This is a genomic window from Pseudomonas asplenii (assembly GCF_900105475.1).
Classification (GTDB): domain Bacteria; phylum Pseudomonadota; class Gammaproteobacteria; order Pseudomonadales; family Pseudomonadaceae; genus Aquipseudomonas; species Aquipseudomonas asplenii.
Map to the genome: position 1 here is coordinate 2292808 of NZ_LT629777.1, position 13694 is coordinate 2306501.

The following is a 13694-nucleotide window of genomic DNA, read 5'->3' on the forward strand; positions in this document are numbered from 1 at the left end:
TCAAGTGTCAGCGTGGGCAGTATGTCCGGGTAATCAGGCCGGCCAGCTTGCGGATCATCCAGCGACTGCCCAGGCGGGGCAAACGGGTCAGCCAGCGATTGCGCCAACCGGGGATGATGATCGCGCGGTTCTTGTCCAGGGCACGTACCGTGTACAGCGCAACTTCCTCGGGGCTCATCATCAGCTTGCTGTGCTTGAGCTTGTCGGTTTGCAATTGGGCGGTATCAAAGAAGGCGGTACGGGTCAGGCCGGGGCAGAGCACTGAAACCTTGATCCCGGTTTTCTTCAGTTCTTCGCGCAGCCCTTCACTGAAGTGCAGGACATAAGCCTTGCTGGCGTAATAGCTGCTCATCCACGGCGCCGGGTGGAACGCGGCGATCGAGGCAACGTTGAGGATCTGCCCGCCGCCCTGTATCGCCATCAGGTTGCCGAGGGAGTGGCACAGGCGCGTGAGGGCGAGGACATTCACTTCGATCAGGTCCTGCTCGGTGCCCCAGTCCTGGGCGAGGAATGGGCCGCAGGTGCCGATGCCGGCGCAATTGACCAGCAGGTCGATCGGATGCGTGCCTTCTTCCAGTTCCAGCAGGAAACCGGACAGGCGCAGCGGTTCGCTCAGGTCACAGGCGCGGAACAGCACCTCGACGCCGAAGCGCTGGGTCAGTTCGATGGCAATGCTTTCCAGCCGATCACGTTGACGGGCAACCAGGATCAGGTTGCGACCGCGGCGCGCCAGGGCTTCGGCCAGGGCCAGGCCGATACCGCTGGAGGCGCCGGTGATCAGGGCGTAACGGGTCATGCAGTTCTCCATGGCAACGGCGCGCAGCCTCGGGGCCGGTAGGTCGCAAGGTCAGCGCTGTTTGTTTTGTCGACAGTCTACAGGGGCCAAGGTGACTTGGCGCTGCTCTCGACCAGGCCGGCCTAGGTGTGCTTGACGAGGGCGGTACCCAGCGCGAACAACACGCCGATCAGGAAGACGAAGAAGGTTGCCACAATCGAAAGCACCTTGACCGCCTTGCTGTTGGGCGGCGGCGGAGCACCGTACCTGTTGGCCGAAACATTACCTGGATAGAACATCAGGACGAAGGGGAGCACATAACCAGCGATGGGTACCAGCGTGAGCAGCCAGAGCCAGCCGGACCAGCCGATATCGTGCAGGCGTTGCACGGCGATCTGGATGGTCAGCAGTATGTAGAAGGCCACGGCGACGATGATTGCCAGGCCGCTCACGACCGCAAAACCTCTCAGGACGCTGACCAACAGCATTATCAGCACGAGTGTCGCCAGCGCTGCCGTCATGCTCCAGGCCAGGTAGCGCAGCCGCCCGATCCGGCCGTTGAGGGTGAATACCTTTAGCGGTCCAAAGGTAGGCAGCATTTCAGCGACCTTGGCGGCAGGTGGCGCATACGGTGAATACGCCTCACTGCTGGCCGGCGGTGGAGCGTAAGACGAATGGGACTCGCCGATGGCTTGAGGTGGCACACTGGCGGGCAGTTCGTTGACATCAGCCAGGCTCAGTTCGCCAGTCGGTGTTTCCTCGACGATGCGTGCATCGACCCCTGTGTTGCGCAGGGCTTCGAGATAGCTCTGCGCCTCGCTGGCTGAAAGATCGCGCTTGAGCGCAATCGGTTGGCCATTGAAGAGTTTCTCCACGGAGGCGACGTCGCTCTTGAACAGTTCGGCCAGGTTGAACTGGGCGGTGGTCTGTTCCACGCCAGGCAGCAAGGTGCCGTCGAATACGATTTTGAAGCGGGTGTTGCTCATTGAGGCATCCCTGTCACGGCTCTGATGGATAACGCGTAGTGTAGGCTCGCGAGATGCCTGCCTGCCAGGATCAGTGCGGGTCGGCGAGCGGGAACAACGACGGCGTCACGAGAGACGGCGCCGTCGTTGTTCCAGCAGCAGGGGCAGCGACCTCGTCGATGCCTCGGGAGTGGCAGCTTGTTGCCTTAAAACGGTCTGACCACGACCAGAATGACAATGGCCAGCAATATCACCACCGGCACTTCATTGAACCAGCGATAAAAGACATGACTGCGGGTGTTCTCGCCTCGGGCAAAGCGCTTCACCTGGGCGCCGCACATATGGTGGTAACCGATCAGCAGGACCACCAGTGTCAGTTTGGCATGCATCCAGCCGCCTTGGCTGAAGTAGGCGCCGGGATTGAGGCTGATCAGCCAGCCGCCGAAGATCAACGTGGCGATCATCGCCGGCCCCATGATGCCGCGGTACAGCTTGCGCTCCATGACACTGAAGCGTTCCTTGCTGATGGTGTCCTCGCTCTGGGCGTGATAGACGAACAGTCGCGGCAGGTAGAACAGGCCGGCAAACCAGCAGACGACACTGACGATGTGAAACGCTTTGAGCCACAGATAGAGCATTTTGATTATTTCCAGGTTCACGGTGGATCAAATAGTAGTGGTTTGAGCGTGCGCGCGTCACGTTGGCGGTTGTCGCAGGCTTGCGCGCGTCCTATTATCGTTGGCTTTCCAGTGGGTTCGTTGAGGGGCAGGTCATGGTCAAGGTCGGTATCGTCGGCGGCACGGGTTACACCGGTGTCGAATTGCTGCGTCTGTTGGCGCAGCACCCGCAGGCAGAGGTGGTGGTCATTACCTCCCGATCCGAGGCCGGGCTTGCCGTGGCCGATATGTATCCGAACCTGCGCGGTCATTACGATGGCCTCAAGTTCAGCGTGCCGGATGTCCAGACTCTGGGTGCCTGTGATGTGGTGTTCTTTGCCACGCCGCACGGTGTTGCCCATGCCCTGGCTGGCGAGTTGCTGTCCGCCGGGACCAAGGTTATCGACCTGTCCGCCGACTTCCGTCTGCAGGACGCCGATGAATGGGCCAAGTGGTACGGTCAGCCGCACGGCGCGCCAGCGCTGCTGGACGAGGCGGTCTATGGCCTGCCGGAAGTGAACCGCGAGAAGATTCGCCAGGCGCGTCTGATCGCCGTACCGGGTTGCTATCCAACCGCGACCCAACTGGGTTTCCTGCCGCTGCTGGAGGCCGGCCTGGCCGATGCTTCGCGGTTGATCGCCGACTGCAAGTCCGGTATCAGCGGTGCCGGTCGTGGTGCCAGTGTTGGCTCGCTGTATTCCGAGACCTCGGAGAGCTTCAAGGCCTATGCCGTCAAGGGCCACCGTCATCTGCCGGAAATTCGCCAGGGCCTGCGCCGTGCCGCTGGCAAGGATGTCGGTCTGACCTTCGTTCCACACCTGACGCCGATGATCCGTGGCATTCATTCCACTCTGTACGCGACCGTGGTCGATCGTTCTGTCGATCTGCAGGCATTGTTCGAAAAACGTTATGCCAACGAGCCGTTCGTGGATGTGATGCCGGCTGGCAGCCACCCGGAAACCCGCAGCGTTCGTGGCGCGAACGTGTGCCGGATCGCCGTGCACCGGCCGCAGGACGGTGATCTGGTAGTGGTATTGTCGGTGATCGACAACCTGGTCAAGGGCGCTTCGGGCCAGGCGGTGCAGAACCTGAACATTCTGTTCGGCCTGGACGAGCGGTTGGGTCTCTCCCATGCCGGCATGTTGCCGTAACAGCCGTTAACGGCTGACCAGGAAGGCCCGCGATGCGGGCCTTTTTGCATTGTGCAGTGTGCTGCCGGTTTATTGATATACCCTAACAATAGTTGACCGCTTTTCTAGGAGAAGCGGATAATGCACGCCATCACGCAATGGCGGCGTAACGCCGGGAGATAGTCAGCATGAGCGTCGAATCCTTCACCCCCACGGCTTTGCAATTCACCCAAGGTGCCGCGCACAAGGTGAAGAGCCTGGTCGATGAAGAGGGTAATGATCGCTTGAAGCTGCGCGTATTCGTTACGGGCGGTGGTTGTTCAGGGTTTCAGTACGGTTTCACCTTCGATGAGGATGTGGCCGAAGACGACACCATCGTTGAGCGCGAAGGCGTCAGCCTGGTGGTCGATCCGATGAGCTTCCAGTACCTGGCCGGTGCGGAGGTCGATTACCAGGAAGGTCTGGAAGGTTCGCGGTTTGTGATCAAGAACCCGAATGCCACCACGACCTGTGGTTGCGGTTCGTCGTTCTCGATCTGACAGATCAGTGAACGCTTGAGCAAAACGCCGCGAATGTTCGCGGCGTCTTGCTGTGTGGGGTTCAGGCCGGGTAGATCGCGCCCAGTACCCTCAGGCCGCGGGCGCCGGTCACGCTGGGGCGATTGGTCGGGATGCCTGCAAGGCAGCAGTGGGCCAGCCAGGCGAAGGCCATGGCTTCCACCCAGTCGGGATCGACGCCATGGGTTGCGGTGCTGGCGACTTTGGCCCCTGGCAGCAGTTGGCCCAGGCGTGCCATCAGCGTCGTGTTATGGGCGCCACCACCGCAGACCAGCAGCTCTTCGGTGCCCGTCTGGGCCTGGGTCAGTGACTCGATAATACTTTGCGCGGTCAGTTCGAGCAGGGTGGCTTGCACGTTCTCGGCGCGGTAGGTGGGCAGACGCCCCAGGTGCTGCTTGAGCCAGTTCAGGTTGAACACTTCCCGTCCGGTGCTTTTGGGACCGGTGGTCTGGAAGAACGGATCGCTCAGCAGGGTCTGCAGCAACTGTGGCTCGACCTGGCCGCTGGCTGCCCATTGACCGCTGCGGTCGTAGATCTCGCCGCGCTGATCGTGAATCCAGGCGTCCAGCAACACGTTGCCGGGGCCGCAGTCGAAACCCGAGACGGGCTTATCCGGCTCGATCAGGCTCAGATTGCTGAAACCGCCGATATTCAACACCGCACAGTTCGCGCTGCGTTTCTCGAACAAGGCTTCATGGAAGGCCGGAACCAGCGGTGCGCCCTGGCCGCCAGCCGCCACATCACGCCGACGGAAATCACCGACAACGCTGATTCCGGTCAGTTCGGCCAGCAGTGCCGGGTTGCCGATCTGTACGGTGAAGCCGCGGGCCGGTTCGTGGCGAATTGTCTGGCCATGGCTGCCGATGGCACGAATCGATTCTGCGGCGAGTGACTGGCGACCGAGGAGGGTGTTGACGCCCTGAGCGGCCAGGGTCGCCCAGTTGTGTTCCGCTATCGCGGCCCGGGCGATTTCATCCGGGCCGCTGGCGCAGAGACCGAGCAATTCGGCCCGCAGCGCTTCAGGCATGGGAATGTAGTGGGTGGCCTGCAGCTTGATACCGCTGTTCAGCTCGATCAGCGCGATATCCAGCCCATCGAGGCTGGTGCCGGACATCACGCCGATATAGAGCGCCATGGCTTAGCGCTTGGCCGAAGCGAGCTTGGTGCCTTTTTCCTGGTCCATGCGCGCCATCAGTGGCTGGCTCTGTTGCAGGAAGCGGGTGCGCTCGGATTTGGCAATTGGGTCGGCCATGGGCAGTTTCTGGCTCAGCGGGTCGACGTGAACGCCGTTGACCTGGAACTCGTAGTGCAAATGCGGGCCGGTCGACAGGCCGGTGGTGCCGATATAACCGATCACCTGGCCCTGCTTGACGTTGCTGCCGGTCTGGACGCCTTTGGCGAAACCTTGCATATGACCGTAGAGGGTGCGGTAAGTATTGCCGTGCTGGATGATCACTGTGTTGCCGTAACCGCCGCGGCGGCCAGCCAGGATCACCTTGCCGTCGCCGGCAGCCTTGATCGGCGTGCCGCGTGGGGCGGCGTAGTCGACACCTTTGTGGGCGCGGATCTTGTTCAGGATCGGGTGTTTGCGGCCCATGGAGAAGCGCGAGCTGATGCGGGCGAAGTCCACCGGGGTACGGATGAAGGCCTTGCGCATGCTGTTGCCGTCAGCGGTGTAGTAGTTGCTAGTACCTTGCTTGTTGGTGTAGCGCACGGCGGTATAGACCTTGCCGCGGTTGGTGAAGCGTGCGGAAAGGATATTGCCGGTACCGACAGTCTTGCCGTTGAGCACTTTCTGTTCGTAGATGACTTCGAATTCGTCGCCTGGGCGAATGTCCTGGGCGAAATCGATGTCGTAGCCGAATACGCTGGCCATCTCGCGGGTCAGGCTGTGGGGCATGCCGGCGCGCTGGGCGGAGAGAGACAGGGAACTATTGATCACGCCGTGTACATAAGCCGACTGGACGGTTGGCTTGGTGACCACGCGATTGAAGGTAAAGCCTTTCGGGCCCTTGGTCAGGGTGATGGTTTCCAGGTCGCTGATCCGACTGTGCAGGTTGTTCAACTGGCCATCCGGGCTCAGTTCGAACTCCAGTTTCTGGCCGTGCTTGAGCTGCGAAAACTGTTTGGCCTGCTTATCGCTTGCCAGTACTTCATGCACGGCGCCGGCAGGCAGTCCGACCTTTTCGAACAGGGTGGAGAGTGTATCGCCACGGGTTACGGTCACTTCGCGGTGGCCGGGGGCCTTTTTCTCTGGTGCAACTGGCGCCGGGTCGCTTTTTGCGGTGTTTTTGCTCTCGTCGTCGCTGTTTTCGATCTGGGCGAAAGGCGATGGGTTGCCTTCATTTGTGGCCTGATCGAGCTCTGCAGCGTCATTGTCTTGTGTCAGTTGAGCCGCAGGTGTTTCCAGTTCAAGGCTCAGGGTGGTTTTTTTGGCTTCGACATCGCTGGAAGGAAAGACCAGCAGGGCCAGGCTGAGAAGGGCTGCGATACCACTGGCGGCCAGCAGGTGGGTCTTCGGATAAAGCGGCGGCGCTTTAGTCGGTTCTGTGCTCATGAGTAATTTGACTTTGAAAAAGATGAATTGGAAAAGATGAATGACATGATGAAGATGAAATAACTGTATAAAATATAACCAAAACATCATTGAAGCAAGTCTGTCATGTGTCGGCGGGCCCGATCTTGGCCGTACGCCGGGCAAAACTTGTAATTGGGCTGCGATCTTGTATGGTTGGATCCCTTTGAATCTGAGCCTTGCAGGTTGGTTATGAAGTCGGTTGAAGAGCAGCTAGCGCTGATCAAGCGTGGTGCGGAAGAGTTGTTGGTCGAGTCGGAGTTGGTCGAGAAGCTCAAGCGCGGCCAGCCGCTGCGTATCAAGGCTGGCTTCGATCCGACGGCGCCGGACCTGCACCTGGGTCATACGGTGCTTATCAATAAGCTGCGCCAGTTCCAGGATCTGGGGCATCAGGTCATTTTCCTTATAGGCGACTTCACCGGCATGATCGGTGATCCGAGCGGCAAGAGTGCAACGCGTCCACCGTTGACGCGTGAGCAGGTGCTCGACAACGCCGAGACCTACAAGACCCAGGTATTCAAGATTCTCGATCCGGCCAAGACCGAGGTGGCGTTCAACTCCACCTGGATGGACCAGATGGGACCGGCGGATTTCATTCGCCTGACTTCGCAATACACCGTGGCACGGATGCTCGAGCGGGATGACTTCGATAAGCGCTACAGCTCGAATCAGCCGATTGCGATCCATGAGTTCCTTTATCCCCTGGTGCAAGGCTACGACTCGGTGGCATTGCGTGCCGATATCGAGCTGGGCGGTACCGACCAGAAATTCAACCTGCTGATGGGGCGTGAGTTGCAGCGCGCCTATGGGCAGGAAGCACAGTGCATTCTCACCATGCCGTTGCTCGAAGGCCTGGATGGTGTGAAGAAGATGTCCAAGTCCCTGGGTAACTATGTGGGTATCCAGGAGGCGCCGGGCGTGATGTACGGCAAGCTGGTTTCGATTCCCGATGCGCTGATGTGGCGCTACTTCGAATTGCTGAGCTTCCGTTCGATGGATGAGATCAATCAGTTGCGCAAGGATGTCGAGGCGGGTGCCAATCCGCGGGACATCAAGATTCTGCTGGCCGAAGAGATCGTTGCCCGTTTCCATGGTGAAGAGGCGGCGGCCAATGCCCATCGTGGTGCGGGTAACCGCATGAAGGATGGCGAGCTGCCGGACGATTTGCCGGAGGTCGAGCTGACTGCTGCCGAAGATATGCCGATCGCGGCGATCCTTAATAAGGCAGGTCTGGTCAAGAATTCGGCGGTTGCTCGTGATTTGCTGGGTTCCGGTGGTGTGCGCGTGGATGGTGAGGCGGTTGATCGTGCCTTTATCTTCAAGCTGGGCGCCACTCATGTTTGTCAGGCTGGCAAGAAGGCATTTGCTCGGGTCACTCTGAAAGCTGAGTAACCAGGGTTGCGAGCTATATAAGAAGGCCGGCCCCTTGGGGCCGGCCTTCTGCTTTTAAGGGCTTTTCGACCGTTATGACAGAAATCTGAAAATAACGGTTGACGCTCGCTGTCAGGGGCCTATAATTCGCCCCACTTCCGGCGCAGCCAGAACGGAAAACTCCTTGAGATTCAATGAGTTATCTAGTTTCAGGCGGTGCAGCTTCAGATCATCGAAGCACGGAACAAGCTGTAAAAGAGGTGTTGACAGCAGCGTGTAACGCTGTAGAATTCGCCTCCCGCTGACGAGAGATCGGAAGCGCAAGTGGTTGAAGTTGAAGAGGAAATTCTGAAACTTCTGAAAATAATCACTTGACAGCAAATGAGGCTGCTGTAGAATGCGCGCCTCGGTTGAGCGAACAGCTCACCCACCGCTCTTTAACAACTGAATCAAGCAATTCGTGTGGGTGCTTGTGGTGTCAGACTGAATAGTCACTAGATTATCAGCAACGCAAGTTACTCCGCGAGAAATCAAAGATGTAACCAACGATTGCTGAGCCAAGTTTAGGGTTTTCTCAAAACCCAAGCAGTATTGAACTGAAGAGTTTGATCATGGCTCAGATTGAACGCTGGCGGCAGGCCTAACACATGCAAGTCGAGCGGATGAGAAGAGCTTGCTCTTCGATTCAGCGGCGGACGGGTGAGTAATGCCTAGGAATCTGCCTGGTAGTGGGGGACAACGTTTCGAAAGGAACGCTAATACCGCATACGTCCTACGGGAGAAAGCAGGGGACCTTCGGGCCTTGCGCTATCAGATGAGCCTAGGTCGGATTAGCTAGTTGGTGAGGTAATGGCTCACCAAGGCGACGATCCGTAACTGGTCTGAGAGGATGATCAGTCACACTGGAACTGAGACACGGTCCAGACTCCTACGGGAGGCAGCAGTGGGGAATATTGGACAATGGGCGAAAGCCTGATCCAGCCATGCCGCGTGTGTGAAGAAGGTCTTCGGATTGTAAAGCACTTTAAGTTGGGAGGAAGGGCATTAACCTAATACGTTAGTGTTTTGACGTTACCGACAGAATAAGCACCGGCTAACTCTGTGCCAGCAGCCGCGGTAATACAGAGGGTGCAAGCGTTAATCGGAATTACTGGGCGTAAAGCGCGCGTAGGTGGTTCGTTAAGTTGGATGTGAAATCCCCGGGCTCAACCTGGGAACTGCATCCAAAACTGGCGAGCTAGAGTAGGGTAGAGGGTGGTGGAATTTCCTGTGTAGCGGTGAAATGCGTAGATATAGGAAGGAACACCAGTGGCGAAGGCGACCACCTGGACTCATACTGACACTGAGGTGCGAAAGCGTGGGGAGCAAACAGGATTAGATACCCTGGTAGTCCACGCCGTAAACGATGTCAACTAGCCGTTGGGAACCTTGAGTTCTTAGTGGCGCAGCTAACGCATTAAGTTGACCGCCTGGGGAGTACGGCCGCAAGGTTAAAACTCAAATGAATTGACGGGGGCCCGCACAAGCGGTGGAGCATGTGGTTTAATTCGAAGCAACGCGAAGAACCTTACCAGGCCTTGACATGCAGAGAACTTTCCAGAGATGGATTGGTGCCTTCGGGAACTCTGACACAGGTGCTGCATGGCTGTCGTCAGCTCGTGTCGTGAGATGTTGGGTTAAGTCCCGTAACGAGCGCAACCCTTGTCCTTAGTTACCAGCACGTCATGGTGGGCACTCTAAGGAGACTGCCGGTGACAAACCGGAGGAAGGTGGGGATGACGTCAAGTCATCATGGCCCTTACGGCCTGGGCTACACACGTGCTACAATGGTCGGTACAGAGGGTTGCCAAGCCGCGAGGTGGAGCTAATCCCACAAAACCGATCGTAGTCCGGATCGCAGTCTGCAACTCGACTGCGTGAAGTCGGAATCGCTAGTAATCGCGAATCAGAATGTCGCGGTGAATACGTTCCCGGGCCTTGTACACACCGCCCGTCACACCATGGGAGTGGGTTGCACCAGAAGTAGCTAGTCTAACCTTCGGGAGGACGGTTACCACGGTGTGATTCATGACTGGGGTGAAGTCGTAACAAGGTAGCCGTAGGGGAACCTGCGGCTGGATCACCTCCTTAATCGACGACATCAGCTGCACCATAAGTTCCCACACGAATTGCTTGATTCATTGAAGAAGACGATAGAAGCAGCCCGATATTGGGTCTGTAGCTCAGTTGGTTAGAGCGCACCCCTGATAAGGGTGAGGTCGGCAGTTCGAATCTGCCCAGACCCACCAGTTTAGGTGGGAAGTTGTAGGAACCTGTAGCGATACGGGGCCATAGCTCAGCTGGGAGAGCGCCTGCCTTGCACGCAGGAGGTCAACGGTTCGATCCCGTTTGGCTCCACCATTTACTGCGGTTAGCTGTTTCTGCGTTAAAGCTTAGAAATGAGCATTCCATCGTTGTGATGGTGAATGTTGATTTCTAGTCTTTGATTAGATCGTTCTTTAAAAATTTGGGTATGTGATAGAAAGATAGACTGAACGTTACTTTCACTGGTAACGGATCAGGCTAAGGTAAAATTTGTGAGCAATTGCAAATTTTCGGCGAATGTCGTCTTCATAGTATAACCAGATTGCTTGGGGTTATATGGTCAAGTGAAGAAGCGCATACGGTGGATGCCTTGGCAGTCAGAGGCGATGAAAGACGTGGTAGCCTGCGAAAAGCTTCGGGGAGTCGGCAAACAGACTTTGATCCGGAGATGTCTGAATGGGGGAACCCAGCCATCACAAGATGGTTATCTTGTACTGAATACATAGGTGCAAGAGGCGAACCAGGGGAACTGAAACATCTAAGTACCCTGAGGAAAAGAAATCAACCGAGATTCCCTTAGTAGTGGCGAGCGAACGGGGACCAGCCCTTAAGTGGCTTTGAGATTAGCGGAACGCTCTGGAAAGTGCGGCCATAGTGGGTGATAGCCCTGTACGCGAAAGTCTCTTAGTCATGAAATCGAGTAGGACGGGGCACGAGAAACCTTGTCTGAATATGGGGGGACCATCCTCCAAGGCTAAATACTACTGACTGACCGATAGTGAACTAGTACCGTGAGGGAAAGGCGAAAAGAACCCCGGAGAGGGGAGTGAAATAGATCCTGAAACCGTATGCGTACAAGCAGTGGGAGCAGACTTTGTTCTGTGACTGCGTACCTTTTGTATAATGGGTCAGCGACTTATATTCAGTGGCGAGCTTAACCGAATAGGGGAGGCGTAGCGAAAGCGAGTCTTAATAGGGCGTTTAGTCGCTGGGTATAGACCCGAAACCGGGCGATCTATCCATGGGCAGGTTGAAGGTTAGGTAACACTGACTGGAGGACCGAACCGACTACCGTTGAAAAGTTAGCGGATGACCTGTGGATCGGAGTGAAAGGCTAATCAAGCTCGGAGATAGCTGGTTCTCCTCGAAAGCTATTTAGGTAGCGCCTCATGTATCACTGTAGGGGGTAGAGCACTGTTTCGGCTAGGGGGTCATCCCGACTTACCAAACCGATGCAAACTCCGAATACCTACAAGTGCCGAGCATGGGAGACACACGGCGGGTGCTAACGTCCGTCGTGAAAAGGGAAACAACCCAGACCGTCAGCTAAGGTCCCAAAGTCATGGTTAAGTGGGAAACGATGTGGGAAGGCTTAGACAGCTAGGAGGTTGGCTTAGAAGCAGCCACCCTTTAAAGAAAGCGTAATAGCTCACTAGTCGAGTCGGCCTGCGCGGAAGATGTAACGGGGCTCAAACCATGCACCGAAGCTACGGGTATCACGCAAGTGATGCGGTAGAGGAGCGTTCTGTAAGCCTGTGAAGGTGAGTTGAGAAGCTTGCTGGAGGTATCAGAAGTGCGAATGCTGACATGAGTAACGACAATGGGTGTGAAAAACACCCACGCCGAAAGACCAAGGTTTCCTGCGCAACGTTAATCGACGCAGGGTTAGTCGGTCCCTAAGGCGAGGCTGAAAAGCGTAGTCGATGGAAAACAGGTTAATATTCCTGTACTTCTGGTTATTGCGATGGAGGGACGGAGAAGGCTAGGCCAGCTTGGCGTTGGTTGTCCAAGTTTAAGGTGGTAGGCTGAGATCTTAGGTAAATCCGGGATCTTAAGGCCGAGAGCTGATGACGAGTGTCCTTTAGGACGCGAAGTGGTTGATGCCATGCTTCCAAGAAAAGCTTCTAAGCTTCAGATAATCAGGAACCGTACCCCAAACCGACACAGGTGGTTAGGTAGAGAATACCAAGGCGCTTGAGAGAACTCGGGTGAAGGAACTAGGCAAAATGGCACCGTAACTTCGGGAGAAGGTGCGCCGGTGAGGGTGAAGGACTTGCTCCGTAAGCCCATGCCGGTCGAAGATACCAGGCCGCTGCGACTGTTTATTAAAAACACAGCACTCTGCAAACACGAAAGTGGACGTATAGGGTGTGACGCCTGCCCGGTGCCGGAAGGTTAATTGATGGGGTTAGCTAACGCGAAGCTCTTGATCGAAGCCCCGGTAAACGGCGGCCGTAACTATAACGGTCCTAAGGTAGCGAAATTCCTTGTCGGGTAAGTTCCGACCTGCACGAATGGCGTAACGATGGCGGCGCTGTCTCCACCCGAGACTCAGTGAAATTGAAATCGCTGTGAAGATGCAGTGTATCCGCGGCTAGACGGAAAGACCCCGTGAACCTTTACTATAGCTTTGCACTGGACTTTGAATTTGCTTGTGTAGGATAGGTGGGAGGCTTTGAAGCGTGGACGCCAGTCTGCGTGGAGCCATCCTTGAAATACCACCCTGGCAACTTTGAGGTTCTAACTCAGGTCCGTTATCCGGATCGAGGACAGTGTATGGTGGGTAGTTTGACTGGGGCGGTCTCCTCCTAAAGAGTAACGGAGGAGTACGAAGGTGCGCTCAGACCGGTCGGAAATCGGTCGTAGAGTATAAAGGCAAAAGCGCGCTTGACTGCGAGACAGACACGTCGAGCAGGTACGAAAGTAGGTCTTAGTGATCCGGTGGTTCTGTATGGAAGGGCCATCGCTCAACGGATAAAAGGTACTCCGGGGATAACAGGCTGATACCGCCCAAGAGTTCATATCGACGGCGGTGTTTGGCACCTCGATGTCGGCTCATCACATCCTGGGGCTGAAGCCGGTCCCAAGGGTATGGCTGTTCGCCATTTAAAGTGGTACGCGAGCTGGGTTTAGAACGTCGTGAGACAGTTCGGTCCCTATCTGCCGTGGACGTTTGAGATTTGAGAGGGGCTGCTCCTAGTACGAGAGGACCGGAGTGGACGAACCTCTGGTGTTCCGGTTGTCACGCCAGTGGCATTGCCGGGTAGCTATGTTCGGAATAGATAACCGCTGAAAGCATCTAAGCGGGAAACTAGCCTCAAGATGAGATCTCACTGGAACCTTGAGTTCCCTGAAGGGCCGTCGAAGACTACGACGTTGATAGGTGGGGTGTGTAAGCGCTGTGAGGCGTTGAGCTAACCCATACTAATTGCCCGTGAGGCTTGACCATATAACACCCAAGCAATTTGAGTCGAAAGGCCAGATTGCGGTGTATGAAGACGAAGTGAACCGAAAGTTTGCGACTCACAACACCAAAAGCTGTCACATACCCAATTTGCTGAAGCGCGGCCAACGGCCTCGA

The 13694-nt window shown here is 56.6% G+C and carries 8 protein-coding genes, 2 tRNA genes and 2 rRNA genes; 7 read left to right on the forward strand and 5 right to left on the reverse strand.

The window, feature by feature from the left end; all coding sequences use genetic code 11:
* Window positions 1-7 precede the first annotated feature (7 nt).
* From BLU37_RS10405 to hemJ, 3 genes are all read right to left on the reverse strand, one after another.
* Window positions 8-796 (reverse strand): SDR family NAD(P)-dependent oxidoreductase, encoded by a 789-nt coding sequence (locus tag BLU37_RS10405; protein ID WP_090204620.1) that lies wholly within the window; start codon window positions 794-796, stop codon window positions 8-10.
* Window positions 797-918: 122 nt separating this feature from the next.
* Entirely contained in the window at window positions 919-1761 is an 843-nt protein-coding gene (locus BLU37_RS10410; RefSeq protein ID WP_090204623.1) for a DUF805 domain-containing protein, read from the reverse strand.
* A gap of 185 nt (window positions 1762-1946) precedes the next feature.
* On the reverse strand, window positions 1947-2378 hold the full coding sequence (gene hemJ, locus BLU37_RS10415) for a protoporphyrinogen oxidase HemJ (protein WP_090204625.1): 432 nt from the start codon (window positions 2376-2378) through the stop codon (window positions 1947-1949).
* Between the two features lie 134 nt (window positions 2379-2512).
* Here hemJ and argC point away from each other — a divergent pair, with 134 nt between their 5' ends.
* Window positions 2513-3547, forward strand: coding sequence for an N-acetyl-gamma-glutamyl-phosphate reductase (gene argC, locus BLU37_RS10420; RefSeq protein ID WP_090204628.1), 1035 nt, complete (start codon window positions 2513-2515; stop codon window positions 3545-3547).
* A gap of 167 nt (window positions 3548-3714) precedes the next feature.
* The gene (gene erpA / locus BLU37_RS10425) at window positions 3715-4065 is read left to right on the forward strand and encodes an iron-sulfur cluster insertion protein ErpA (protein WP_003228776.1); all 351 of its coding nucleotides are present in this window, start codon (window positions 3715-3717) and stop codon (window positions 4063-4065) included.
* 61 nt (window positions 4066-4126) lie between these two features.
* On the opposite strand, the gene BLU37_RS10430 is transcribed toward erpA, so the two are convergent.
* Both BLU37_RS10430 and BLU37_RS10435 read right to left on the reverse strand, forming a co-directional pair.
* On the reverse strand, window positions 4127-5218 hold the full coding sequence (locus BLU37_RS10430; protein WP_090204631.1) for an anhydro-N-acetylmuramic acid kinase: 1092 nt from the start codon (window positions 5216-5218) through the stop codon (window positions 4127-4129).
* Between the two features lie 3 nt (window positions 5219-5221).
* Window positions 5222-6640: a peptidoglycan DD-metalloendopeptidase family protein gene (locus BLU37_RS10435; protein ID WP_090204634.1), complete on the reverse strand. Its 1419-nt coding sequence runs from the start codon at window positions 6638-6640 to the stop codon at window positions 5222-5224.
* Between the two features lie 210 nt (window positions 6641-6850).
* On the opposite strand from BLU37_RS10435, the gene tyrS reads away from it, so the two are divergent.
* The 5 genes from tyrS (at window position 6851) to BLU37_RS10465 (ending at window position 13562) form a co-directional block, all read left to right on the forward strand.
* Window positions 6851-8050, forward strand: coding sequence for a tyrosine--tRNA ligase (tyrS, locus tag BLU37_RS10440; protein ID WP_019360709.1), 1200 nt, complete (start codon window positions 6851-6853; stop codon window positions 8048-8050).
* A gap of 572 nt (window positions 8051-8622) precedes the next feature.
* Window positions 8623-10159: ribosomal RNA gene (locus BLU37_RS10450) — 16S ribosomal RNA — on the forward strand.
* An 81-nt stretch (window positions 10160-10240) separates the two neighbouring features.
* Window positions 10241-10317 (forward strand) — tRNA-Ile (locus BLU37_RS10455).
* Window positions 10318-10353: 36 nt separating this feature from the next.
* Window positions 10354-10429 (forward strand) — tRNA-Ala (locus tag BLU37_RS10460).
* A 242-nt stretch (window positions 10430-10671) separates the two neighbouring features.
* A 23S ribosomal RNA gene (locus BLU37_RS10465) occupies window positions 10672-13562 on the forward strand.
* Together the 16S and 23S rRNA genes with 2 tRNA genes alongside form the textbook arrangement of a ribosomal RNA operon.
* Window positions 13563-13694: the final 132 nt, after the last annotated feature.

What these genes read in the sequence shown, in the direction of transcription:
- BLU37_RS10405 (WP_090204620.1), bottom strand. Translation starts at nt 796, where the DNA reads ATGACCCGTTACGCCCTGATCACCGGCGCCTCCAGCGGTATCGGCCTG.
- BLU37_RS10435 (WP_090204634.1), bottom strand. Translation starts at nt 6,640, where the DNA reads ATGAGCACAGAACCGACTAAAGCGCCGCCGCTTTATCCGAAGACCCAC.
- hemJ (WP_090204625.1), bottom strand. Translation starts at nt 2,378, where the DNA reads ATGCTCTATCTGTGGCTCAAAGCGTTTCACATCGTCAGTGTCGTCTGC.
- erpA (WP_003228776.1), top strand. Translation starts at nt 3,715, where the DNA reads ATGAGCGTCGAATCCTTCACCCCCACGGCTTTGCAATTCACCCAAGGT.
- tyrS (WP_019360709.1), top strand. Translation starts at nt 6,851, where the DNA reads ATGAAGTCGGTTGAAGAGCAGCTAGCGCTGATCAAGCGTGGTGCGGAA.
- BLU37_RS10430 (WP_090204631.1), bottom strand. Translation starts at nt 5,218, where the DNA reads ATGGCGCTCTATATCGGCGTGATGTCCGGCACCAGCCTCGATGGGCTG.
- argC (WP_090204628.1), top strand. Translation starts at nt 2,513, where the DNA reads ATGGTCAAGGTCGGTATCGTCGGCGGCACGGGTTACACCGGTGTCGAA.
- BLU37_RS10410 (WP_090204623.1), bottom strand. Translation starts at nt 1,761, where the DNA reads ATGAGCAACACCCGCTTCAAAATCGTATTCGACGGCACCTTGCTGCCT.